We start from the raw sequence: 26,111 nt of genomic DNA, 5'->3' as shown, positions 1-26,111 counted from the left end.
TGTGCTTGATGTCAAGCGCAGGCGGCTTCCCAGGCGAAACCGTCTGGGTCTGTGAAGGTTTCAGACGCGCCGGCAACGGTCAGATGGTGTGATCCGGTGCCTTCCGGAGCAACCCCGGCATCCTTTGCCAAAGCGCGGCGACCATACAGTGCGAGTGTCACATTGTTTGCTGCACTGGTGAATTCGACGTACTTGCGACCGAAGCTCTTGGACACCTCGAGTCCGCGGTCGAGGTAGAACTGCTTGCTGGCCTTGACGTCTTCGGCGCCGAGCAGCAGCACGAGGCTGTCGATCGTGCGGGTGGCCGGCCCGTCGTTCTTCTTCGACGACGTGGCGATCTTCCAGATCGAACCGTCTGGAGCCTGGACGACTCCGCCGTATCCCCAGAGGGATTTCTTCACAGGCTTCAAGGCGGTGGCACCGGCTGCGAGTGCTGCGCCGACGAAGGCGTCGACGATGTTCGGTTGGGAGACGACGAGCGAAAGGGTGTACCCACGAAACCCTGTTGTCGGTTCGTTCGATTCGCGTAGCTGGATTCGATCTCCGACGCCGAGAGCGTTGTAGAAGGCTTCGGCTGCCGCGAGGTCGGGAACGTCGAGTATCACGGATTTCGCGGTGGTCATCTGGGCGCTCCCTGCTGATGTGTGGATTGGCGATTTGTGGTCGGAAGTGGACTTCTGTGGTGTGTTCATGTGTTTCAACGTAATTGCGGGTCCCGTGGCTGTGCTTCTCGATTTCTGATCGGTTTGCTGAGACTGCTTGCAAGGTGCAGCACTCACGCAGGCCTTAGGTGGGCGATTTGTCGTGAATATCCTGTTCAGCCGATGTTTTCTCGATAGGCTGGTGAGCGCTGATCGGACGTACCTCACGCCACCATGGAACGGGGAAACCAGTGATCGCACTGCGAGGAAAGTCGTTAGCCGCAGCAGTAGTGGTGTCCATGACGATGGCGTTGGCCGCGTGTACCTCCGGTGAATCGGCGCCCGAGGTGGGCGGCAATTACGGCTCTGGCGGAACCGCCGTCGACTATCGGGAGCCGGTGAAACTGAGTAGCCGAGATGGTGTTCTCGAGGTGCGCTTGTCCGCTCATCAGGGAGTGATTCCGCTCGATACCGCTTCGGCGCCCGTGTCGAATTTTCTGCTCTTCGGGTACGAGGTCATCCGCGGTACGGCGTCGGACGGATCGACCTCGGCGAGTGACGTCTATCCGGCGCCGACTCTCCGCGTCAATCCCGGAGAGCGATTGATCATTCATTACGACAACGATTTGCAGGATCTCACGATCCAGGACTTCTACGATCCGGCATTCACACCGGCGGGCGGGGACGTGCCGATCTATCCGCCGGCGCTGACGTCGGCTCCGCTGAATCTGCACACGCACGGAGTGCACGTGAGTCCGGACGGCAATGCGGACAACGTGTTGCTCAACATTCCAGCCGGCCAGGGAAACGTGTACGACTACGCGATTCCGGGGACGATGCCGAACGGTCTGTACTGGTATCACAGTCACCGGCACACCCTCACTGCGCAGCAGACTTACATGGGCCTGGCCGGGCTACTGGAAATCGGCCGGCCGGACGGCAATCTGCCTGTCGTGACGGCAAACGACGTTCCGATTCGCGATATGGCACTGCAGTACAACTTCGTATTCGACCGCAAAGGAAAGGGCCGACAGCTCAACGACGCGAACTGGCCCCAATTCGTCAGTACGTTGACGCCATCCGCCGGTACGGAACTAGCCGACGGGACGTACCGTCCGAGCCTTGCTCCGGTGAATTTCTCGGACACCACCGAGGGTGCGCAGTATTTCACCAACTGGTACACCGGACCGTTGTCCCCGGCCAATCATCGTGGACAGAATCAATTCGTTCCAGGCAATCTGCAGAGCTTCGTGGGTGAATCGACGACTGTACCGGCCGATCCTTCACTGCCGGACAACCAACGCGATGTGCAGTACACCGTGAACGGTCAGTTCCAGCCGTCGCTGAAACTGAAGCCGGGGCAGACCGAGATCTGGGTGCTTGCCAACATCAGCGACTTTGCCTACATGCCGGTCACGTTGACGGAAACCGCAACCGGCGCCCATCCGAAGTTCGCCATCGTAGGGCAGGACGGAAACCCGTTCGACGAGGTCAGGCCACCCGTGGACGGGGACGGAACCAGGCTGGTGATTCCGCCGGCCTCGCGATACGCAATCGCAGTGACGATGCCGGAGTCCGGCGATCTGGTGCTGGAGATGCCTCCGCTCGAAGGTGCGAAGCCGGTGAGCAATCCAGGCATTCTCTACACCAACAACGGTACCGACAATCCGCCCGCCGAACTCGGAACCGTCACCGTCGACCCGTCGGTGATCAGTTACGCGGACGGATTCTTCACGTTCCCGACTCAGCAGTTGATCCGTGCGACGCCAGACGAGGGTGAAGGAAAGACGACTCCCTTCGAGTTCGGACAGAAGCTCGATACCTACACCTCGTTCGTGGATACCGCAGCGATGACGCCCGACGTGACCCGCAATCTCACAGTGTCCGGTGGGTTCGGAAACGAGAAGGCCAGCAACAGCGATCCGAAGGCCTTCACCTACGAATTCGCCGACAACACGTTCCCCAACATTCCGCTGATTCAACCGCGACTGAATTCCGTTGAGGAATGGAAGATCACGAACCTCAACAACGACGAACACCCGATGCATATTCACGTCAACGACTTCCAGGTAACGGAAGTTGTGGATCCCGTCGCAGGTACCACGACGGGCGTTCAGCCCTGGGGAATCGACAACGTGAACGTGCCGGCGCCGGTGACGGACGAGAACGAGAATGCGCTGGAACCAGCATCGGTGACGTTGCGGACGAAGTTCACCGAGTACACCGGAACCTTTGTGATTCACTGCCACCGACTCAATCACGAGGACAACGGTTTGATGGCGACTGTCAACGTGATTCCCGAGGTATCGACATATGCCGTCGCGATACCTGGTTCGGCCGGCGTGCCCGCCAAGGTGCAGATATTCGATGCCAACGGCGACAAACTGATCACTGCTGTGACGCCCTTCCCGTCGTTCGAAGGCACGCCGAGTGTTGCGATGGCGGACGTGAATGGAGACATGGTGCTTGATCTGGTCACTGGAACAGGAGCAGGCTCGGCTCCGGAAGTGGTGGCGTACAACGCAGTCGGCGGCGTGCCGTTCACCGACGAGTTGGCAAGATTTGCCCCCTTCGATGTGGGTTTTCGTGGCGGAGTGAACATCGGCGGCGTCGATATCGACGGAAACGCACTGGCGGACAACATCATCGTTGCCTCGGGCCCAGGGATGGAGTCGCAGGTCAAGATTTACTCCACCGATCTTCCGGCGGACAAGAGGTCCGCACCCGCAGAATTCGGTTCGTTCTCGCCGTACCCGGGATCGAGTAGCGGAGTCACGTTCGCAACCGGAATGGTTGACAGTCAGTCCGGTCGAGCGAGCATCGTGACCGCACCGGGTGCGGGCGAGGAGCCGTTGATCAAGACGTTCCGCTACGACCTGTACGAACCGACGGCGGCTGCGCAGGGCGGCTCCGATGAACACGCAGGTCATACGGCTGGTCCTGTAATGACGTCGCAGTTCTTGGCATTCGATCAGGGCTACCGCGACGGGGTGTCTCTGTCGACGGGTTGGGTGGCCGGCGCCGAGGGCGGCGCAAAGTCGATAGTGGCAGGCATGCTCGGAGGAGAAGGATCAATCCGCGTCTTCTCGAGTGGATCCAGGCTCGACGGTGCACCCGAGATGTACCTCGAGAGTCCAGATCACCATTCGACGGACGTGGCATTTCGGGAGGTTGCAGCTTTCGACCCGTTCACCGCTCCAGAGTCGGGTGTGGGAGTGGCCACGACGAGCACGACTACCGGCGCGGATCTCCTCGTCAGCGGCAGCAACGGAACGGGTGCCGAAGTTCGGAAATTCACTCTCGGTCGTGCCGATCCGTCTGCGACCACATTGACACCGACGCTTGTGGGAACGCTGCCGCCCTATCCCGTCGGCGGGGGAGTTCTGCCGCTCGGCGGCCGATGATCCGGTTTTGAGAGTTGCTGAAAGTAGTTTCATATCACCGTGTCTCGAGCCTTCCTGTTCTCGAAGTTGTCCGTTTTGTCTCTGGTTATCGAAAGTGTGTTCGATTAAACTTTCGGTATGGACAGTCGGGGAGCGTGGCAGCTGGATGGCGAGGACCTCAAGGGTGAGGTTCTGGATCTGGTGCGTGTCCGGCACGAGTTGCAGTCGCGGATGGTGTTGTTGATCGTGGAGATGTTTTCCCGGGAGGTTCTCGGTGGGAAGGGTTTTCGGGCGATCGCGCAGTGGTTGCATGGTTCGACGAATTTGGAGATCGGTGAGTGCAGTCTGTTGGTCGGGTTGGCGAGGTTGTTGATGCTCGAGCCTGTTGTGGGCGATGCGTTTCACCGTGGTGACGTGGATGCGTTGAAAGCCCGTCAGGTGGCGTCGTTTTGTCAGCATCCACCGAAGAACATGACCCTGGCGGATGTGGACAAGGCTCGCGGGATTCTGTTGGGGTTGGCGTCGCAGAACATTGCCGATTGTGATGCGGTGCGGGCGGCGATCCGGCGGATCGAGAAGCAGTACGGCAAGCGTGAGGACGGCGTTCCGGTGGGTGAGGATTCGGAGCGTAACGAGTCCTACGCCTCGAAAGGTTTGTACGGGCGGGTGACCGTGAAGGGTGATCTGGATGCGGTGAACGGGGCACGTCTGATCACGTTGCTGTCGAGTCTGTCTGCGCCGACGCCGGAGAAGGACGGCGTCAAGGACACGCGTACTCCGGCGCTGCGGCGGGCGGATGGGTTCTGCGAATTGTTGCGGCGGTACGAGCGGGCGGGGCTGGGTCCGATCGAGGGCGGGGTGAAACCGCACATCACGGTCACCGCCAGCGCAAAAGACATGACAGACCTCAAAGCATTGAAGGATCTACTGCCGTCGACTCAGGAACTGGGTTTCGCGTGGACGGATTGGGTAGGTCCGATCAGTATCGATACTGCCCGGATGCTGGCGTGCGACTGCACGGTCACCCGGATTTTGTTGGACGAGAATGGTGTTCCGCTCGACTGCGGTAAGGAAGCGCGAACAGCGACGGTGCCCCAGCGGCGGGCGTTGGCGGTTCGTGATGGCGGGTGCGCGTTTCCGGGATGCGGGACACCATCGGGGTGGTGCGATGCTCATCATATTGTTCACTGGAATGTTGGTGGCCCAACAGATCTCGACAACCTGATCTTGTTGTGCGGCCATCACCACCGGACACTGCACCACACCGAATGGCGGGTGGAGATCGGTCCGGATCGCAAATCGGTGTTCTATCCACCGATGTCGATCGATCCGTTCCAGCAGCCGATCGGCGGGAACAGCCCACCAACGGCCGCGTGAACGGACATAACTGAAAATGCCAGCGTATGCACCGGGGAAGAATCATGCCCCGTTACATGCGCTGGCTTTTCGTGTTCCGGAGAGTTCAGGGCAGCGACCAGAACTGAGTAGTCACGAGGTAGAAGACGATAACCCAGAACAAGGTCACAGCGGCGACGATTGCCACCCCTTGTGCGTTGGTTTTTGCGACAGGAATCCCCGGAGGCGGACGCAGCCAACGGCGCAGGAGTCGATTCACGTAGTACGGCATCGTGAAGAAACTCATGATGAAGCTCGACAGCAGATTGCCGATCAACAATCCGAGCCAGAGTGGCAGCTTCAGCGGTGACAGCGCCAAAGTAAGCAAGACGACAGTCGGGTAGAGACCGACCCAGACCGCGATCGAGGTTTTTGTCTCCGAAGGTGGAGGGGCCTCGTTTCCGTTCTCGTCGAAGGCAAACCAACTGCCGAACGAATTGTCCACGGTTCGCAGTTCGAAGTCGTGAAACTTGCGGCCCTCGGCGAGGAGTTGTTGTCGCTCAGGGGAAGTCAGCCACGTATCGAGGTGGGCAGCATTGTCGAAGCGATACAGCAGGGTCCATTCATCCTGCACACCGTCGACGGGGCGAAACAGTTCGGTGCCGCGGAATCCGTCGAAAGCACTCTCCACCTCCCGAAGGCGATCCTGCCAGGCAAGGAACTCGTCGATGCTGTCGTCACCGACTCGGTGCGTCACTACGACGGTCAGCAGTGGGTCCGGAGGCCTGATCCCACCGCTCACTACCTGCTGCGTGGCCGGGCCGTCGAAGTACTGACGCCCGCTGTCGAGGTAGTTCTGCCTCGTCGCGCTGTTGATCCACGCTTGAACATGAGCGATGGAGTCGAAGCGGTACACGATCACCCAATCAGGTTGGGTGGGCGTCGGAGCAGCGATTTCTGCCCCGAGGAAGCCTGCATAATCTGCGGCGGCTCGGTTGAGATCTTTCTGCCAGACCTCGAATTCTTTCTCCAGTCCGGCACGCACTCGCTGGCCGATGATGACCGTCGCGGCGCTGTCCGCCGACGTGTTCGCGGTCATCGGTTCAGGCCTGAGTAGATGCGTTCCGGGGTGAGCGGTAGTGACCGGAATCGTGACCCGGTTGCATCCTGCAGTGCGTTCGCCAATGCAGGGGCAACCGGATTGATGCAGCACTCCGCCATGCCCTTGGAGCGGAGTGGGCCGACGGAGTCTGATGACTCGACGAGGATCACCTCCGTGCGTGGGATATCTGCATATGTCGGGATCCGATAGTTACGTAGATTCGGGTTCATCATCGCGCCGTTTGCGTCTACGTGGAAGTTCTCGGTGAGTGCGAAGCCGATGCCCTGGGCGACGCCACCTTCGATCTGTCCCCGCACCTGCGCTGGATTGATGATCACCCCAGCGTCGGTGGCTTGGACGCTGTAGAGAATGCGGATCTCGCCGGTGATGCGATGGACGGCAATCCGGAAGCCATGAGTGTTGGACACCACGCTGCGCGGAGATCCGTATGCCTTCCGCGCCTCGGTGAATCGGATCCCGCGCGGGCGTGCGGCCTCGAGTATCTCTTGCAGTGTTAATCGAGTACTACCGCAGACGATCTTGTCGTCGTCCATCGAGCACTGGTCAATCGACACGCCGGTGTGGTGCGCGGCGAAGGCAAGTAGGCGATCGCGGAGCGCATTCGACGCGCGAAGTACCGCGTTCCCAGCGACAAACAGGCCGGCGCTGGCGAAAGCGCCTGTGTCGAAACCGGCTCGGTCGGTGTCCGACTGAATGATTCGTACACGTGACGGTGTTGTGCCCAGCTGATTCGCGGCGATCTGCACGTGGGCGGTAGAAGTACCCTCACCGAATTCGACTGTGCCGATAGCAAGTTCGTATACACAGTCTTCGCCGAGGGTGAGCCAAGCCTCGGAAATGTGCTCGGTGGGTGGCGCGGTCTCATGTAGTGAACTGGCGGTACCGGTGCCGATCAGCCAATCGTCTCCGAGTGAGGGAACCGGTTGGCGCTTCAACGCGGTGTCGATCAGATCGATGCATTGCCCCAGTCCGTCTTCGGTGAAGATCACGTCGTCGGGGCCGTCTTCGAGTGCGATCAGCGAGTCGCCTGGTCGTACGATATTGCGTCGACGCAGTTCGAGCGGATCCATGTTCAGCGCGATGGCCAATTCGGTCATGGCCGATTCCACGGCAAAGGCCGGTTGCGTCATCCCGTACCCACGTAGAGCGCCGCTCGGAACATTGTTGGTGTACACGGAATACGCATCGAACTTCTTGTTGGCGCAGCGGTAGAGCGAGACCGCCGCGCCGCCGGCAAAGAGTGTCTCTCCACCGTGGTTTCCGTACGCACCGGTGTTCGAGATGTTTCGGTACTGAAAGGCTGTGAGGGTTCCGTCCGACTTGGCACCGAGCTTGATCGTGAGCTTCATCGGATGACGCGGCGACGCGGTGGTGAACTCTTCTTCTCGGGTGAACTCGAGGCAGACGGGACGACCGGTGTCGAGGGTGGCGAGCGCCACCAGATCCTCGCTGATCACTTCCTGTTTTCCTCCGAACCCGCCGCCCACGCGTTTGCAGAACACGCGTAGCTGATCCGGGCGGAGGTCGAAGAGATGGGCGAGTTTGACCTTGGCGATGGAGGGGGACTGCGAACTTGTGCGAACGTGGAGGCGTCCGTCTTCCATCCAGGAGATCGAACCGTGCGTCTCGAGGTGCGCATGCTGAACCCGCGGCGAGAAGTAGGTGCCTTCGTGGATGACGTCGGCCTCGGCGAACCCGGCCTCGACGTCGCCCACATGACCGTGAAGTTCGAGCAGGATGTTGTGCTCGGGATCCCGAACAAAGGGATCGTCGGATCCGTGCAGGGCTGGGGCGCCGTCGGCCATGGCCTCTTCCGGATCGAACACCGAAGGCAGGATCTCGTAATCGACCTTCACCTTCCGACGGCCTTCTTCCGCAGCGACGACGGAGTCGGCGAGGACGGCCACTACACGCTGACCCACGAACCGCACGACGTTGTCGAGGATGTACGTGTCGTCCGGATCAACAAGGTGGTCGGTATGAATTGCCGTTGTGAAGAGCTTGCGCGGCACGTCTTTCCAGGTGTAGACGCGATGGACACCGGGGACGGCGAGCGCCTCGGTGGTGTCGATGGAAGTGATGCGTGCATGTGCGTGCGGCGAGTGCAGCACTTTCAGGTGCAGCATGCCGTCGATGGCGGTGTCCATAGTGTATTCGGCTCGGCCGGTCACCACGTCGGTGGCCGCCGGCGCCCCGACGCTGGTTCCGACGGCCTGTCCCGGGAGGGCAACTTCGACAGCACCGACACCGTTGACCGCGTCTTCGATGGATCGGTAACCGGTGCAGCGGCACAGGTTTCCCTTGAGCGCTCGCGGCAAGTCTTCTTTCTGCGCGTCGGTGAGCGCCGCCGAGGTCATGATCATCCCGGCGGTGCAGAACCCACACTGAAAGCCGGGTGCATCCCGGAACTGCTGCTGAATCGGATGGAGATCTTCGGGCGTGCCGAGTCCCTCGATCGTGGTTACCGCGCGACCGTCGGCGCGAAAGGCGGGCGTGATGCAGCTGTGTATCGGCGCTCCGTCGAGCCACACTGTGCACGCCCCGCAGTCCCCGCCGTCGCACCCCTTCTTCACCCCGTGGTGTCCGAGGTGCCGAAGAAACGTCCGGAGGCACTGTCCCGGGAACGGCTCCTCGTGGAACTGCCGGTCGTTCACCGTGTAGCTCATGACTGGCTCCCCGTGAGTTCGTTTCGGAGCTCGTCGGCGTAGTGGCGGGCGAGGTGGAGGCGGTGGTCGGGGGTTCCGTTGGGATCGTCGAACCAACTGTCGGCCGAAATGGAGTCGACGGCTCGTCGCAGAGAGTGCTCGTCCGGCATCGTGTCGAACGTCAGCCGGATCGGATGGGTGGTGCCGGCGGTGATGGTGAGGTGAAAGTCGTCGGCGCCAGGAGTCTGCGTCGCGATCATGAAGATCGTCGAACGGCCGAGGTGCGTGAGACTGAAGCGGCGGTGGGCATGCCGTTTGGTGAGTGAGTGCACCGGGAACTCGATGCTCCGAAGGACTTCGCCCGGCTCCAGGACATTCTGGTGGTCACCGGTCACGAAGTCGCACGCGTCGACGGTCCTCACTGTTCCGTCGGTAGCCCATAGTGTGAACGAAGCCTCGAGTGCAACTGCCAGGGTGATCATCGGTCCGGCCGGAAGTGACATACAGATGTTGCCGCCTACGGTTGCCGAATTCCACACCTTGAAGGACGAGAGGAAGTACTCGCAGCTGACGCGAATAAGTGGGCTCGCACGCCAATTGTCCGGCGGGACAAACGCATACAGTTCGGCAACGGTGCACGTGGCCCCGACGCCGAAATGAGTCGCGCCGACCTCCAGTGATGTCCAGCCGAGCGCGGTGAGGTCGACGAGTCGACGGGTGTCGGGTTGTTCCGCTGAGAACAGCCACGTTCCTCCCGCGAGCCAGGCGTCGCCGGGACGCCACACGTCCCCTGGGCGATCCGGTGGTCGGCGTATCACGTCGGTAATGGTGGTGATGTCCATGCGCCTGCTCCCCTCGGGGATGTGTCTTCTCGGAGTGGGACATTACCGAGGTGACGAGACACATTCACACTTTTAGTACATATCGGGCACGCGAAACAGGAGCGATACGTACGTGACATCGACTGGTGGGGCGGTGCATGCGCTTGCCGATTCTGGGTACGACTGCTTGAGAGGCGCGATCAGCCTCTTGCTTTCGCGCTGTTGATTCGGACGCGGCTACGCACTCGGCGGCCGCGGAGATCATGCGGGGCGGGGCGCTGTGAAACCCTTCGAGGTAAGTCGGACCGACCCTTCTGATGAGACGCTCTTTCCGCTCTCGGCCGCCCAACGGGCAACCTGGTTCGCTCAGCAATTCGATCCCGAAGTCCCGATTCTGATAGCGCACTACGTGGAGCTGCGCGGCGAACTCGACGTCGAACTGCTGGATCGCGAAACGCGAGCGGTGGCATACGAGTTTCAATCTCCTTTGCTCAAAGTGATCGAGATCGACGGTCAACCGATGCAGTACGTGGATGAGAAGGCCGAAATCTCGGTCGGTTTGGTCGACCTCCGGGGGTCCCCCGATCCGATCGAGGATGCCCTCGGGTGGATGCGCCGAGATTGCCGGACACAGCTCGACCTGGCAGTCGACGGAATCGTCGCGACCGCTGTGCTGCGCGTGGGCGACGCGCACTATCTGTGGTACAGCCGCATCCATCATGTTGCGCTCGACGGTTTCGGTGCCATGACCATGATGAACCGCATTGCGCATCGGTACTCGGCCTCGGCGGCGAGAAAGGACTCGCAGCCGAGTCGTGCCGCGACACTCCGGACGCTGTACGACATCGACGAGCGGTACAGAATGTCGGATCGATTCGCCGCCGACCGGGAGTACTGGGCTGAGCGCAATACCACCCTCGCCGGATCCAGCCTGGCGGAGGCTTCTGGGCCCGCGCAAACCGAGAGCCGACTCGAAAGCACACTGATGTCGGACCGAAGTTGTGCCCTTCTCTACGAATCCGAGAACCACGCTGCACCGGTCATCGCTGCGCTCGCGTTGTACCTCGCGCGGATGACGGCGAAAGAGACTGTCCAGATTCATGTTCCGATGTCCGGACGGACAACGGCGGTGCTGCGGGACTCGGGCGGCATGATGGTGAACGTCACGCCACTGCTCATCCGTGTCGCAGCGGTCGACACCGTCGGTGAACTGTTCGCCCAGGTCCAACATGAGCTCATGGGTGCATTGCGGCACCAGCGCTGCAGCCTCGACGACATCCGTCGGGACGCAGGCGTGACGAGCGGTCTGGAAGGCGAAGACTCATATGCCGGGCCCATGGTCAACGTCATGCTGTTTCGCCAGGAGGTGCAGTTGGGCGAGGTGGTTGGGGAGTATCACATCGTCACCTCCGGGCCGGTGGACGACCTTCTGGTCAACGTGTATCCGAGCGGCGACAGGCTGCGTGTCGACTTCCGGGCAAACCCGATCCGATACGAGGAGGCGGGTTTACGCGAGCACCACCGGAATTTTGTCGGCTTGCTGGAAGAGTTGATCGCGTCTGATTCCGGTGCCGAACTCGCAGACATTCACAGCCCGACGGCCCGGGAGGGCGAGCGACGACAACGCGAAGTGCGGCACCTCGAATATTGGAGACACGAGCTCACCGGCGCGCCCGAACTGTTGCAACTTCCCTTCGATCGACCCAGGCCTGCAACGCAATCGCTGGAGAACGGACGGGTTGAGGTCCTGATCGCCGCCGACACCCACGCGCGGATCACGGCGATGGCGAGTGATCTCGGGACGGACACTCGTGCGGTCTTACATGCAAGCTTTGCTCTCCTGGTGAGCCGGTTGTCCGGTGCTTCGGATGTTGTGATCGGTACGCCCGCGGGATCCGACGCGAACATCGTCGCCATCCGGAGTCGCATCGATCTGGAGACGCCGTTCACGGCACTCTTGGGCAGTGTCGCCGAGGTCCGAAGTAATGCGCTGCCGCACAGTGGGATACGGCTCGAGCAGGTGGCGGAGTCGCTCGAGGTGGAGGATGTACCTGCGTATGCGCCGGTGATACAGGTGACGTTCGAGTCCGTCGCCGGCGCTGACGAGCACCCTCCCGACCTCGGCCGCTTCGATCTCGGAGTGTCTGCAGTCGAGACTTTCGACGAGGTGGGTACGCCGTCAGGAATCACGGTGACGCTCGCGTTTGCCACCGACCTGTTCGACGCCGAGACGGTACGTGGCCTCGGTTTGCGGTTCGCGCGCGTCCTGGAATCCGTCACCACAGATCCGACAATGATGGTCGGCGACATCGACATCTTGTCCGACGACGAGCGATCCGCGATGCAGCCTGTACGCAGTGACCCTCGCGCTTCGCACCGCACCCTGGCCGAACTGTTCGACGGTGCGGCGCGCACACACCCCGACGGCGTGGCCCTGTCGTATCTCGATGCCGAGTTGACGTATCGAGAACTCGACGAGCGTTCGTCGAAGTTGGCCCGAGTCTTGATCGACCGCGGCATCGGTCCGGAAAACAGTGTGGCGCTGGGTTTGACGCGTTCGATCGAATCGGTTGTCGCGATGTTGGCGGTGACCAAAGCCGGCGCGGCATTCGTGCCGGTGGATCCGACCTATCCGGGTCAACGTGTTCGCTTCATGCTGACCGATTCCGGCGCCGTACTGGGGCTCACGGTCGTTTCCGAACTTCATCGTTTGCCGGATTCGATTTCCTGGATAGCAATCGACGACGCTGAGTTCCGTGGCCGACTTGCACGGTTGTCCGTGCGCTCCATCTCCGATGTCGATCGGGTGCACCCGATCCGGCCCGACAATCCTGCATACGTGATCTACACTTCGGGTTCCACCGGACTCCCCAAGGGGGTGACGGTCTCGCATCGTGGACTGGAAGCGCTTGCTGCCGAACAGCGTTCGCGGTTCGGTGCGACCCAGGATGCGCGAACATTGCACTTCTCGACCCCGAGTTTCGACGCCTCGATTTTCGAATACCTGCTGGCTTTCGGTGCCGGAGCGACCATGGTGATTGCGCCGAGCACGATCTACGGCGGTGACGAGTTGTCTCACTTCCTCGAATCCCAGCGTGTCACGCATGGTTTTGTCACTACTGCGGCGCTCGGAACAGTTTCGCCCGAGGGCCTTTCGGACTTCGGCGAAGTGGTGGTCGGTGGTGAGGCCTGTCCGCCGGATCTCGTGCAGCGGTGGGCTCCCGGCCGACGGCTGTGCAATGCGTACGGGCCGACCGAGACCACCGTCATGTCGAACATCGGCGAGCCGATGGTGTCGTCGGAGAACATCACAGTGGGCGGTCCGCTCCGCGGCTTCGAGGAGATCGTGCTCGATCAGCGATTGCACCCCGTCCCCGACGGTGTTGTGGGCGAACTGTACATCTCGGGAGACGCGCTCGCACGTGGATATCACCGGAAGTATGCGTTGACCGCAGAACGATTCGTGGCAGACCCCTTCGGCCTCCCCGGGCAGCGGATGTATCGAACGGGGGATTTGGTGCGGTGGCGCCGTGGCCGTGGACTCGAGTACGTCGGTCGTAGTGACTTCCAGGTGAAAGTTCGCGGATTTCGTATCGAACTCGGGGAAATCGACAGCGTCGTGCGGTCGTGTCCGCAGGTCGAGACCGCAGTCACCGTGGCGCGTGCGGCTCCCTCCGGGACAGCGATGATCACCACGTACGTCGTGCCTGCCGGCGGAAGTGCGCTCTCGACGGCCGAGCTGACGCGGTACGTCGCGAGCCGTGTTCCGTCGTACATGCTTCCTGCGGCATTTGTTCTACTCGACGAGTTGCCGGTAACTCCGGCGGGAAAGGTCGATCGCGCTGCGTTACCGGCACCTCGGCTCGATGCTCGGTCGGACGACTTTCGACCGCCCGAGGGCGCTGAGGAACTAGTGCTCGCCGAGATTTTTGCCGATGTTCTAGGCGTCGAGACGGTGGGTGCGGGTGACGACTTCTTCGATCTGGGCGGGAACTCACTGATTGCCACGAAGCTGATCGCTCGCGTAAATGCCGCTGAAGAAATCGATTTCGGGGTGCGGACTTTGTTCGAAGCACCGACTATCGAATCATTGGCCCGTCACGTGCGGGATGCGACGTCATCCCGCGTTGATCGCACGCGTTCGAAGCGTCCAATCCTGCAGGCACATTCGTACAGGGACAAGATTCCGGTGTCTGTGGCACAACGACGCCTGTGGTTCGTCAATCAGTTCGACACGTCGTCCCCGGCCTACAACATTCCGATGGTCGTCCGACTGTCAGGTGCCTTGGATGTCGCTGCGATGCAGCGCGCGGTGGGAGATGTTGTCGATCGGCATGAATCGCTCCGTACCGTCTACCCGGCGTCGGTCGACGGCCCACATCAGATAGTAGTGCCTTCGGAACGCGTGACGTCGAAGATCGCGTGGGAAGTATCCGTGGACGAGGAAGCCTTGGACAGGCGCATCGCCGATCTCGCTCGCGAGGGGTTCGACGTGAGCGCGAACGTGCCCCTGCGCGGCTCCCTTTTTCGGGTCACGCCGGACGATCATGTCCTTGCGCTGGTGGTTCACCATATTTCGGCGGACGGAGCATCCCTCGAGCCGCTGGCCCGCGACCTGACCCGCGCCTACGCGGCGCGGGCTGCGAAACGGGCACCGGACTGGTCGCCTTTGCCTGTGCAGTACGCCGACTACAGCCAATGGCAGATCGAACTGCTCGGCAGTGACGACGATCCGGACACGCTCGAGGCGAAGCAGTTGGACTACTGGACGTCCACCCTGGCCGGTCTACCTGACGTGATCGACCTTCCGCTGGATCGACCGAGACCGGCGGAACGATCCATGCGCGGTGAATCGGTCCGATTCTCGGTGCCCGCAGACGTGCACAGTGAACTCCTCGAACTCGCTCGGAATCACAACACGACACCGTTCATGGTGATGCACGCAGTGCTGGCGGTTCTGTTGGCACGGCTGAGCGCCTCGCCGGACATAGCGATCGGGACTCCGGTAGGAGGGCGCGCCGAGCAAGTCCTCGACGATCTGGTCGGGATGTTCGTCAACACAGTCGTCCTGCGAATCACCGTTGACACCGCCGCGACTTTCGAGGAGATCCTTTCACGAACTCGCGAAGTCGATCTGGCAGCGTTCGGACAAGCCGAGGTGCCGTTCGAGCGAGTCGTCGATGCAGTTGCGCCGGAGCGTTCGTCATCTCACTCACCGCTCTTCCAGGTTCTGTTGGAATTCCAGAACACCGCAGATCCCCACCTCGAACTACCCGGACTGGGTGTCGATGTTGTTCCAGTCGACGTCGGTGTCGCCAAATTCGACTTGCAACTGTCGCTCTCCGAGCAGCGTGGCAAAGACGGCGGGGACTGTAAGAACAACGGTGTAACTCTGAAAGGAGATACGCCACTATGACTGACGTGATTGAACGTGAGACAGAGACGAACTCGGCTCAGCCGGGTATCAGCGATGCGCGGCTCAAAGAGCTGGTCGAGCAGGCGCGAGCCGAAGGGCTGCAGTTGACCGGAGATGGTGGATTGCTGTCGAAGCTGACCAAGCTAGTCGTGGAGTCCGCGCTCGAAGGCGAGATGGACGACCACCTCGGATACGGCAAGAGCGACCCGGCAGGGAGGGGCAGCGGCAACTCCCGCAACGGCAGACGAGCCAAGAACGTGTTGACCGAGGCCGGCCCGGTCGAACTCGAGGTGCCCCGTGACCGGGATTCCTCCTTCGAGCCGAAGATCGTGGCCAAGCGGCAGCGTCGGCTCTCAGGCGTGGAGGACATGGTGATCTCATTGTCGGCCAAGGGTTTGACGACCGGTGAGATCGCTGCACACCTGGCCGAGGTGTACGGAGCTGATGTGTCCAAGCAGACGATCTCGACGATCACCGAGCGGGTGATGGAAGGCATGGCCGAGTGGCAGAACCGGCCGTTGGATCCTGTGTACCCGGTGTTGTTCATCGACTGCATCCACGTCAAGATCCGCGAGGGCAACGTCGCCAACCGGCCGATCTACGTCGCGATGGGGGTGACTGTCGACGGCACCCGCGACATCCTCGGACTGTGGGTCGGTGAGCACGGCGACGGGGAGGGAGCGAAGTACTGGCTTCGGGTGTTGTCCGAGCTGAAAAACCGTGGTGTGCAAGATGTTCTGATCGTCGTGTGCGATGGTCTCAAGCATCTACCCGACTCGATCGAGCAAGTGTGGCCACAGACCATCGTGCAGACTTGTGTGGTCCATCTTCTCCGTAACACCTACGCCTATGCCTCCCGCAAGGACTGGTCCGAGATCGCCAAGGACCTCAAACCCGTCTACACGGCTCCGTCGGAGCAGGCCGCGCTCGACCGATTCGCAGAGTTCAGTGACAAATGGGAGAAACGCTATCCCGCGATCATCAGGCTCTGGACTAACGCCTGGGCTGAGTTCGTGCCGTTCCTACAATTCGACAACGCCATCCGGCAGGTCATTTACACGACCAACGCCATCGAGAGTGTCAACGCTCGAATCCGCAGGGCTGTCAAGGCCCGTGGACACTTTCCGACCGAGGCCGCGGCCTTGAAATGCGTGTATCTGGCCATCATGAGCCTCGATCCCAAAGGCACCGCCCGCAGGCGCTGGTCCAACCGATGGAAGGCAGCACTGAATGCCTTCGAGATAACGTTCGACGGACGGCTGTCTGCCGGACGAAAGTAGTTAGAAACCAATCAATTACACCGTTTTCTGGACAGACCCAGACGGCGTCCCCATGGGTTTCGATGCCGCCTTCACCTATGCCTCCGATATCTTCGAGCGCACCACAGTCGCCGAGTTCGGCGAGCGTTTCGTCCGCCTCCTCCGGTCGGTCGTGTCGGATCCAACAGTGCCAGTAGGGGATACGGAAATTTTGGGCGCGCCCGAGCGTGGGTTGGTGGTGGGTGGTTGGGATGGTGTGGGGGTTGTGGTGGGGGGGTTGACGTTGGTGGATGTGTTGGATGGGCGGTTTGCTGGTGTGGGTGGTGGGGGGTTGGTGTGTGGTGGGGTGGTGTTGTCGTGGGGTGAGTTCGATGTTCGGGTGAATCGTTTTGCGCGGTTGTTGATTTCGTTGGGGGTGGGTCCGGAGTCGCGGGTGTGTGTGGCGTTGTCGCGGTCGGTGGAGTTGTTGGTGGCGGTGTTTGCGGTGGTGCGGGCTGGTGGGGTGTTTGTTCCGGTGGATGTGGGTGCGCCGGTGGAGCGGGTGGGGTTTGTGGTGGGGGTGGTGGATCCGGTGGTGGTGTTGTCGCGGGTTGGTGATGGTGGGTGTTTGCCGGTGGGGGTGGGGTTTGTTGATGTGGGTTGTGTTGATGTTTCGGGGTTTTCGGGTGGTCCGGTGGGGGTGGGGGATCGGTTGGGGGTGTTGTTGCCTGAGCATGCGGTGTATGTGATGTTCACGTCGGGGTCGACGGGTCGTCCGAAGGGGGTGGTGGTGTCGCATGCGGGGGTGGTGAATCGGTTGTTGTGGATGCAGGGGGAGTTTCCGTTGGGGGTGGGGGATGTGGTGTTGCAGAAGACGCCGGTGTCGTTCGATGTGTCGGTGTGGGAGTTGTTTTGGCCGTTGATGGTGGGTGCGCGGTTGGTGGTGGCGGATCCGGGTGGGCATCGTGATCCGGTGTATTTGGTGGGTGTGATCGAGCGGTGGGGGGTGTCGGTGGTGCATTTTGTGCCGTCGATGTTGGAGGTGTTCGTGGGGGAGTTGAGCGTGGGGGAGTTGGGGGTGGGGTGTTCGGGTTTGCGTCGGGTGTTTGTGTCGGGTGAGGGGTTGTCGTCGGTGTTGGCGGGCGGTTTGCGGGGGTGTGTGGTGCGGAGTTGGTGAATTTGTACGGGCCGACGGAGGCGTCGGTGGATGTGACGTTTCATGTGGTGGAGGGTGTTGTGGGGGTGGGTGTTCCGATTGGTCGGCCGGTGTGGAATACGCGGGTGTTGGTGTTGGATTCGCGGTTGCGGCCGGTTCCGGTGGGTGTGGTGGGGGAGTTGTATGTGGGTGGGGTGCAGGTGGCTCGGGGGTATGAGGGTCGTGTGGATTTGACGGTGGGTCGGTTTGTGGCGGATCCGGTGTCGGGGGTGGTGGGTGCTCGGGTGTATCGGACGGGTGATGTGGTGCGGTGGGGGTGTGGTGGGGTGTTGGAGTTTGTGGGGCGCACGGATTTTCAGGTGAAGGTGCGGGGGCAGCGGGTGGAGTTGGGTGAGGTGGAGGCGGTGTTGGCTGCTCAGGTGGGGGTGGCTGGTGCGGTGGTGGTGTTGCGGTCGGGTGTGGGTGGGGATTTTTTGGTGGGGTTTGTGGTGGGTGAGGTGGGGGTGGTGGTCGATGAGGTGGTGGTGTTGGAGGGGGTGCGGAGGTCTCTTCCGGGGTTCATGGTGCCGTCGGTGGTGGTGGTGTTGGGGGAGTTTCCGGTGACGGTGCATGGGAAGTTGGACCGTAAAGCCCTCCCGGACGTCACCTTCGAACCTCAACCGCTGCAGTATGTTGCGCCACGAACGCCGGTCGAGGAGACGGTTGCCGCAATCTTCGATGATCTGCTGGGAACGTCGACGGTGGGCGTGAACGACGACTTTTTTGCCCTGGGTGGGAGCTCTCTCAGTGCGGCCAGGCTGGTTGCGCGAGTGAATTCTGTTCTCGGCGAACGGATCAACATTCGTGACGTCTTCGATGCTTCTACCGTTGCAGCGCTGGCCGAATTGGCGCAGTGTCGCGGAGGAGAGGGGGCCAAGCCGGCGTTGACGCCGCGGGGTACGACGACGGATATCCCACTTTCACCGGCGCAGGAGCGAATGTGGTTTGCGAATCAGTTCGCCCCCGAGTCCGCCGCCTACAACGTCGCGTGCGCGTTGAGGCTCGAAGGTGCAGTGAACGTGAGTGCGCTTCAGACTGCATTTGTCGACGTCGTCGAGCGGCACGAGTCCTTGCGCACTGTTTTTCCTCTCACTGACGACGGCCCGCGTCAAGTGATCATGTCCACCTCACAGGTGGTATCGGATCTTGCACCGATACTTGTGCAGGGAGAGGAAGAGCTGCGCGAGCGTAGCCGGCAGATCGCTTCGGATGGTTTCGACGTCACGCAGCAGGTCCCGATGCGCGCCACCTTGTTGCGGCGAGATGACCAGGTCCACTCGCATGTCCTGGTGATCGTGATTCACCACATCGCCGCCGACGGATTCTCGACGGTACCGCTGGCCCGAGATCTCATGAGCGCATACTCCTCCCGTGTGAACGGTAAGGCACCGCAGTGGGCGCCGCTCGGGATCCAGTATGCCGACTACGCGTTGTGGCAACGTGGTTGGTTGGGCTCGGAATCGGACTCTCGGTCTCTGATCTCGAAACAGCTCGGCTATTGGGCCGAGAATCTTGCGGGCGCACCTGAGGTTCTCGACATTCCGACCGATCGACCGCGCGGTGATGTGCGTTCGCTTCGACGCGGACGGATCAGGTTCGAGTTCGGTCCGAAGGTGCATGCCGGTGTGGTTGCCCTGTCGCGCAAACACAACGCCACGGTCTTCATGGTTGTGCACGCAGCCTTGGCAGTGCTGCTGGCGAGGCTCAGTGATGAGGACGACGTAGCCGTCGGAACTCCCATCGCCGGGCGTGGGGAGCGCGAACTCGACGACCTGGTGGGCATGTTCGTCAACACGTTGGTCTTGCGCACTGCAGTGGACCGCGGCGCAACTTTCGGAGACTTCCTCGACCAGGTCCGAAACGTAGATCTGAGCGCCTTCATTCACGCGGACGTGCCGTTCGAAAGAGTCGTCGAGATCGTGAATCCTTCACGTTCGACGGCGTACTCGCCCCTGTTTCAAGTCATGTTGGAGTTCCAAGACATCGAACGGCCTGCACTCGAACTCCCCGACCTGCAGGTGACCGACGTGGGCGTCGAGATCGACACCATCAACTTCGATCTTCAGTTGACGGTGACGCGGAACGCCGGCGCAGCCGGCGGATACGACGGTCTTCGCGCCGAATTCGGATATGCCACAGATATTTTCGACGAGGAAACGGTAGCGGGCTTCGCCGACCGCCTGCAACGGATTCTCGAGCGCGTTATCACGTATCCGCAATCACGGATCGGAGATATCGAGATCCTCGACGCCTATGAGTCAGCCGAACTGGTACCCGTGCGAGGTGAGATTTCCGCCGCTGTTCAGACCCTTCCGGATTTGCTGACTGCAGCAACAGATATGGCGACCGCCCAGGATCCCGGCGCCGTCGCGCTGGTGTTCGAGGAACGTGAAGTGACCTATCTCGAACTCGACGTGCGGTCGAACCGCTTGGCCCGCATGCTGATCGAATCCGGAGTGGGTCCCGAATCGGTGGTGGCGTTGTGTCTCCCACGCTCCATCGAGTCCGTTCTGGCGGTGTGGTCCATTGCCAAGACAGGTGCGGCATTCCTTCCCGTGGACCCGGGACATCCTGCTGCTCGTATCGAGCACATGCTGGGCGACTCCGGTGCAGGGTGGGGGATAACGTCTCGAGCTCACACCGCGGCATTGTCCGGCCTCGTGCCGTGGCTGGTCCTCGACGATGCCGGTTTCGAGGAACGGCTGCGGGCGTACTCGCCATCGAAAGTCACCGACGCGGATCGGAAGGCACCGATTCGCATCGACAATCCGGTCTATCTGATCTACACGTCGGGGTCGACAGGAACACCCAAGGGCGTGACGGTCACACATCGCGGGTTGAGCGACTTCGCGCTCCAGGAGCGTGAGACCTTCGCCGCCACGACCCGATCCAGAACTCTGCACTTCGCTTCGCCGAGTTTCGACGCGTCGGTTCTCGAGCTCGTGATGGCCGTTGGTGCTGGAGCCACGATGGTGATCGTGCCACCGACCGTCTACGGCGGGTCGGAACTGGCGGCGTTACTGGAGCGCGAGCGCGTCACCCATTGTTTTGTGACTCCGGCGGCCTTAACGTCCGTCGACCCAGACGGTCTCACCACTGTCGGTTGTGTCGTGACAGGTGGGGAAGCGTGTCCGCCGGAATTGGTGGCCCGCTGGGCGCCGGGCAGAAAGATGTTCAACGCCTACGGTCCTACCGAGGCAACTGTCGTGTCGAGCATCAGTGCGGCACTGGCTCCGAACGACCCGGTCACTATCGGCACACCTACTCGCGGATTCAGCGAGGTAGTGCTGGACTCGCGTCTGCGAGCGGTACCGGTAGGTGTCGCGGGGGAGTTGTATCTTGCCGGGCCGGCTCTCGCTCGCGGCTATCACCGGCGATACCCGTTGACCGCCACGCAGTTTGTCGCAGATCCCTTCGGTGCGCCGGGAACGCGGATCTATCGCACGGGCGATCGCGTGCGGTGGACGCCCGACCGACGGCTGGAGTATCTCGGGCGCACCGATGCCCAAGTCAAAGTCCGTGGGTTCCGCATCGAACTCGGGGAAGTCGAGGTGGCACTGCAGACGCACCCGCGCGTGGCCCAGGCGGTGACGGCCGTCTGGAACGGCGACGGCAGGGATCGGTTGATCGGCTACGTGGTTCCCGATCGCGGAGCGAGTGTCGATCCGCGAGACGTCCTCGCCCATGCAGGCAAGCGCCTGCCGTCGTACATGGTGCCGGCGGCGGTGGTGGTGCTCGACGCCGTTCCGCTGACGGTTCACGGAAAACTCGACCGCGCAGCGCTTCCCACACCCGATTTCTCGTCCGCCGCCACACCCGACCGGCCACCGCGAACGGAAACCGAGAATCTTCTTGCCGCTCTGTTCGCGCAGGTTCTCGGTCTCGACGCGGTAGGAGTGCATGATTCGTTCTTCGAGCTCGGTGGCGACAGCATCATGTCCATCCAATTGGTGGCCCGCGCTCGCGATGCGGGTGTGATCATCTCACCCCGAGATGTTTTCGACCACAAATCCGTCGCCGCGCTTGCCGAGTCGGCGCACCTTGAGCAGGACAGGCCTGATGTACTCGCGGAGCTACCGGGATCCGCTGTCGGAACTGTTCCATTGAGCCCGGTGGCGCAGTGGATGCTCGACCGCAGCAGTGGCGGGCTGCGTGGCGGCGGAGTGAAACGGTTCTCCCAGGCGCTCTTGCTGACAGCTCCCGCTGATCTCACCCAGGACCTCCTTGTCCGTGGTCTCCAGGTGTTGCTGGACCGCCACGGAATGCTTCGAGCTCGCTTGGTTGAGAGTGACCGGGTCATGGAAGTCTTACCACCCGGCTCGATCTCGGCCGAAGGACTGATCCACCGCGTAGCTGTCGATTCGGTGGACGACGAAGGTTTCATGGCCTTGGCGTCGGGAGAACTCGAGGCCGTGGCCGACAGCTTGGATCCCGCCACGGCTGACATGGTGCGCGTGATCTGGTTCGACCTGGCCGACAAACCTGACGTGTCGACCGGGCGGGGCCGACTACTTGTGGTGATTCATCACCTGGTTGTCGACGGCGTCTCGTGGCGCATTCTGGTCGCCGACCTGGCGTCGGTGACAGCACAACTCCAGGCCGGTGTCACGCCCGAACTGCCACAGATCGGAACGTCGTTCCGGCGATGGGCGCATGGGCTTGTCGAGCACGTGGGCGACCGGAGCGTCGAACTGGACATGTGGAGAACGATCCTGGACGGCGATGACCCGTTGATCGGTTCGCGCCCACTCGATCCCACGATCGACGTCGACGACACGGTCGACACCGTTACAGTGGACATCTCGCCTTCGGCGACCAGGAACCTTCTCACCACGGTTCCTGCGGCATTCCACGCCGGCGTGAACGACGGACTTGTCACCGCTGTTGCGTTGGCCTCGATCGGGTGGCGACGACGCCGCGGTATGGATACCGCTGCCGCCCTGGTCACGCTCGAAGGACACGGCCGCGAGGAAGGAGCGGTTCCTGGTGCAGACCTCGCTCGCACCGTTGGTTGGTTCACCACGCTCTACCCGGTGCGCGTGGACCTCGGCGGAATCGACGTCGACGACGCACTGGCAGGTGGCGCCGACGCCGGACGGGCTCTCAAAGCCGTCAAGGAATACGTGCGTGCGATCCCCGATCATGGAATCGGATTCGGGATGTTGCGGTACCTGTCGGGCGAGAGCGACCCACTCGGCCGATTCCGTTCTCCTCAGATCAGTTTCAACTATCTGGGCCGGATCAGCTCCTCTGACGGAACACAGGACTGGCTGCCGGTGGAGGGCAATCGAAGGCTCGGCGGAACCCAGAACCCGTCCATGGCTGTGGCGTCCGTGATCGACATCAACGCGGCGGTTGAGGACCATGTCGACGGGCCCTGCCTGACAGCATCTTTCACCTTTCCCCGCGGAGTGCTCGACAGGTCTGACGTCGCGGAGTTCGCGGAACTGTGGCGTCGTGCGCTCGACGGACTCACCGCGCACGCGTCGCGACCTGATGCGGGCGGTCTGACGCCGTCGGACATTCCCCTGGTCTCGGTGGACCAACAACAGATCGAACGCTGGGAGAACGATTTCCCCGGATTGCGCGATGTCTGGTCGGTGTCGCCCCTTCAGGCCGGGCTGATGTTCCATGCCTCACTGGCGGCCACGTCGACGGACGTCTACACAGCGCAGTTGTGCGTCGAGCTCGAAGGAGCGGTTGATTCCGAGCGTTTGCGCGGCGCTGCTGCCGGACTACTCGCAAACCACCCGAATCTGTGTGCAGCGTTTCTCTACGACGTGAACGGCCTACCGGTGCAGTTGATTGTCGACGATGCAGTGATTCCCTGGACCGAGGTCGACCTGAGTGATCGCGGATCGGCAACCGACGCAGATTTGGAGCGCCGCCTCGACGAGGATCGCAGTGCACCCTTCGACCTCGCTTCGCCGCCACTGCTTCGGCTGACGCTGCTGCGAACCTCGCCGACGAGGTGCGTGTTGGTGGTGACGAACCATCACATCGTCCTCGACGGTTGGTCGATACCGTTGCTGGTTCGCGAACTGTTGATTAGATACGCGGCCGACGGTCTCCCGGTCGAGAGGGCCCGGCCGATCTTCCGGAGACTCCGTCGTACCGCACCTATCTGGAATGGTTGATGCACCGCGATATGGAGACCTCGCTCGCGGCGTGGGAGGACGCCTTGGAAGGCGTCGACGAGCCGACGTTGTTGGCGCCTTCGACGCCGATCGCGGAGCAGCTGGTGCCCGAAGAGGTTGCCGTCGATCTACCGGATTCGGTGCGCGACGGACTCGGTGCGCTGGTCCAGCGGAGCGGGATCACGATGTACACGGTGATCCAGGCGGCGTGGGGTGTCCTACTGTCTCGGATGCTTTCCCGTGACGACGTAGTCTTCGGCGTCACGGTTTCGGGCCGCTCACCCGAGTTGTCTGGTGTGGAAAACATGATGGGGCTGCTGATCAACACGTTGCCTGTCCGAGTGCAACTGGATCCGGACGAGACGTGTACGCAGCTGCTCGCTCGACTGCAAAGCGAGCAGACAGCTCTGCTCGATCATCACTATGTCGGACTCGGCGCGATTCAATCTGTCGTAGGGACAGGCAATTTGTTCGACACACTGTCGGTCTTCGAGTCGTATCCGATCGATACCTCGGGGATGGGCGGGAACACCGACATTGCCGGTATGCGCGTCACCGCTGTGAATGCCCGCGACGCCACGCATTACCCGCTCACCGTGCTGTCGGTCGCGGAACCGACGCTGCAGGTCAGCCTGCGGTACCAGCCGGCGGCATTCGACCGCGCCGCGGTCGACACCATTGCACAGCGAATGTCGCGGATTCTTGCCGCCTTCGCAGCGAACGCGGATACACCGGTCGGTGAGGTCGACGTGTATGTCGCCGGTGAGCGTGGGTTGGTGGTGGGTGGTTGGGATGGTGTGGGGGTTGTGGTGGGGGGTTTGACGTTGGTGGATGTGTTGGATGGGCGGTTCGCTGGTGTGGGTGGTGGGGGGTTGGTGTGTGGTGGGGTGGTGTTGTCGTGGGGTGAGTTCGATGTTCGGGTGAATCGTTTTGCGCGGTTTTTGATTTCGTTGGGGGTGGGTCCGGAGTCGCGGGTGTGTGTGGCGTTGTCGCGGTCGGTGGAGTTGTTGGTGGCGGTGTTTGCGGTGGTGCGGGCTGGTGGGGTGTTTGTTCCGGTGGATGTGGGTGCGCCGGTGGAGCGGGTGGGGTTTGTGGTGGGGGTGGTGGATCCGGTGGTGGTGTTGTCGCGGGTTGGTGATGGTGGGTGTTTGCCGGTGGGGGTGGGGTTTGTTGATGTGGGTTGTGTTGATGTTTCGGGGTTTTCGGGTGGTCCGGTGGGGTGGGGGATCGGTTGGGGGTGTTGTTGCCTGAGCATGCGGTGTATGTGATGTTCACGTCGGGGTCGACGGGTCGTCCGAAGGGGGTGGTGGTGTCGCATGCGGGGGTGGTGAATCGGTTGTTGTGGATGCAGGGGGAGTTTCCGTTGGGGGTGGGGGATGTGGTGTTGCAGAAGACGCCGGTGTCGTTCGATGTGTCGGTGTGGGAGTTGTTTTGGCCGTTGATGGTGGGTGCGCGGTTGGTGGTGGCGGATCCGGGTGGGCATCGTGATCCGGTGTATTTGGTGGGTGTGATCGAGCGGTGGGGGGTGTCGGTGGTGCATTTTGTGCCGTCGATGTTGGAGGTGTTCGTGGGGGAGTTGAGCGTGGGGGAGTTGGGGGTGGGGTGTTCGGGTTTGCGTCGGGTGTTTGTGTCGGGTGAGGGGTTGTCGTCGGTGTTGGCGGGGCGGTTTGCGGGGGTGTGTGGTGCGGAGTTGGTGAATTTGTACGGGCCGACGGAGGCGTCGGTGGATGTGACGTTTCATGTGGTGGAGGGTGTTGTGGGGGTGGGTGTTCCGATTGGTCGGCCGGTGTGGAATACGCGGGTGTTGGTGTTGGATTCGCGGTTGCGGCCGGTTCCGGTGGGTGTGGTGGGGGAGTTGTATGTGGGTGGGGTGCAGGTGGCTCGGGGGTATGAGGGTCGTGTGGATTTGACGGTGGGTCGGTTTGTGGCGGATCCGGTGTCGGGGGTGGTGGGTGCTCGGGTGTATCGGACGGGTGATGTGGTGCGGTGGGGGTGTGGTGGGGTGTTGGAGTTTGTGGGGCGCACGGATTTTCAGGTGAAGGTGCGGGGCAGCGGGTGGAGTTGGGTGAGGTGGAGGCGGTGTTGGCTGCTCAGGTGGGGGTGGCTGGTGCGGTGGTGGTGTTGCGGTCGGGTGTGGGTGGGATTTTTTGGTGGGGTTTGTGGTGGGTGAGGTGGGG

At 61.9% G+C, this 26,111-nt stretch carries 12 protein-coding genes; 8 read left to right on the top strand and 4 right to left on the bottom strand.

Translation table 11 applies throughout. The annotated features are described in order from the left end of the window. Nucleotides 1-11: 11 nt before the first annotated feature. Nucleotides 12-623 (bottom strand): glyoxalase, encoded by a 612-nt coding sequence (locus tag EHW12_RS16535; protein WP_125051193.1) that lies wholly within the window; start codon nucleotides 621-623, stop codon nucleotides 12-14. 317 nt (nucleotides 624-940) lie between these two features. Here EHW12_RS16535 and EHW12_RS16530 point away from each other — a divergent pair, with 317 nt between their 5' ends. Together EHW12_RS16530 and EHW12_RS16525 are read left to right on the top strand one after the other, a co-directional pair. Further along, a complete protein-coding gene (locus EHW12_RS16530) occupies nucleotides 941-4,045 on the top strand; it encodes a multicopper oxidase domain-containing protein (protein ID WP_164490620.1) in 3,105 nt (1,034 codons plus the stop codon). 117 nt (nucleotides 4,046-4,162) lie between these two features. Beyond that, nucleotides 4,163-5,401, top strand: coding sequence for an HNH endonuclease signature motif containing protein (locus EHW12_RS16525; RefSeq protein ID WP_125051189.1), 1,239 nt, complete (start codon nucleotides 4,163-4,165; stop codon nucleotides 5,399-5,401). Between the two features lie 85 nt (nucleotides 5,402-5,486). Here the strand turns inward: EHW12_RS16525 and EHW12_RS16520 are convergent, their stop codons facing one another. The 3 genes from EHW12_RS16520 to EHW12_RS16510 are packed head-to-tail and all read right to left on the bottom strand — an operon-like array spanning nucleotide 5,487 to nucleotide 9,969. Beyond that, nucleotides 5,487-6,458, bottom strand: coding sequence for an antibiotic biosynthesis monooxygenase (locus EHW12_RS16520; RefSeq protein WP_065456559.1), 972 nt, complete (start codon nucleotides 6,456-6,458; stop codon nucleotides 5,487-5,489). After that, complete coding sequence (locus EHW12_RS16515; RefSeq protein WP_125051187.1) at nucleotides 6,455-9,148, bottom strand: molybdopterin cofactor-binding domain-containing protein; 2,694 nt, start codon at nucleotides 9,146-9,148, stop codon at nucleotides 6,455-6,457. The genes EHW12_RS16520 and EHW12_RS16515 overlap by 4 nt, the downstream gene beginning before the upstream one ends. Continuing rightward, nucleotides 9,145-9,969 carry an FAD binding domain-containing protein gene (locus tag EHW12_RS16510; RefSeq protein WP_065456557.1) on the bottom strand — a complete coding sequence of 275 codons (825 nt, stop codon included), beginning with the start codon at nucleotides 9,967-9,969 and terminating at the stop codon, nucleotides 9,145-9,147. The genes EHW12_RS16515 and EHW12_RS16510 overlap by 4 nt, the downstream gene beginning before the upstream one ends. Nucleotides 9,970-10,228: 259 nt before the next feature. On the opposite strand from EHW12_RS16510, the gene EHW12_RS16505 reads away from it, so the two are divergent. From EHW12_RS16505 to EHW12_RS35280, 6 genes are read left to right on the top strand one after another with little or no spacing between them, the layout of a single operon-like run. After that, nucleotides 10,229-15,364, top strand: a complete 5,136-nt coding sequence (locus tag EHW12_RS16505; RefSeq protein WP_241198984.1) for a non-ribosomal peptide synthetase — start codon at nucleotides 10,229-10,231, stop codon at nucleotides 15,362-15,364. Beyond that, the gene (locus EHW12_RS16500; RefSeq protein WP_075832375.1) at nucleotides 15,361-16,644 is read left to right on the top strand and encodes an IS256 family transposase; all 1,284 of its coding nucleotides are present in this window, start codon (nucleotides 15,361-15,363) and stop codon (nucleotides 16,642-16,644) included. The genes EHW12_RS16505 and EHW12_RS16500 overlap by 4 nt, the downstream gene beginning before the upstream one ends. Nucleotides 16,645-16,696: 52 nt before the next feature. Continuing rightward, complete coding sequence (locus EHW12_RS16495; RefSeq protein ID WP_125051185.1) at nucleotides 16,697-17,779, top strand: AMP-binding protein; 1,083 nt, start codon at nucleotides 16,697-16,699, stop codon at nucleotides 17,777-17,779. Between the two features lie 26 nt (nucleotides 17,780-17,805). After that, nucleotides 17,806-23,934 (top strand): non-ribosomal peptide synthetase, encoded by a 6,129-nt coding sequence (locus EHW12_RS16490; RefSeq protein WP_164490581.1) that lies wholly within the window; start codon nucleotides 17,806-17,808, stop codon nucleotides 23,932-23,934. Then, nucleotides 23,934-25,202: a condensation domain-containing protein gene (locus EHW12_RS35870; RefSeq protein WP_164490580.1), complete on the top strand. Its 1,269-nt coding sequence runs from the start codon at nucleotides 23,934-23,936 to the stop codon at nucleotides 25,200-25,202. The genes EHW12_RS16490 and EHW12_RS35870 overlap by 1 nt, the downstream gene beginning before the upstream one ends. Continuing rightward, on the top strand, nucleotides 25,202-26,104 hold the full coding sequence (locus EHW12_RS35280) for an AMP-binding protein (RefSeq protein ID WP_241198983.1): 903 nt from the start codon (nucleotides 25,202-25,204) through the stop codon (nucleotides 26,102-26,104). Before EHW12_RS35870 ends, EHW12_RS35280 begins: the two co-directional genes overlap by 1 nt. Nucleotides 26,105-26,111 lie beyond the last annotated feature (7 nt).

Origin of the sequence: Rhodococcus sp. NJ-530 (assembly GCF_003860625.1) — a bacterium.
GTDB lineage: Bacteria > Actinomycetota > Actinomycetes > Mycobacteriales > Mycobacteriaceae > Rhodococcus_F > Rhodococcus_F qingshengii.
The sequence above is the reverse complement of the archived record's forward strand: the minus strand, read 5'-3'. Positions and strand labels throughout refer to the sequence as shown.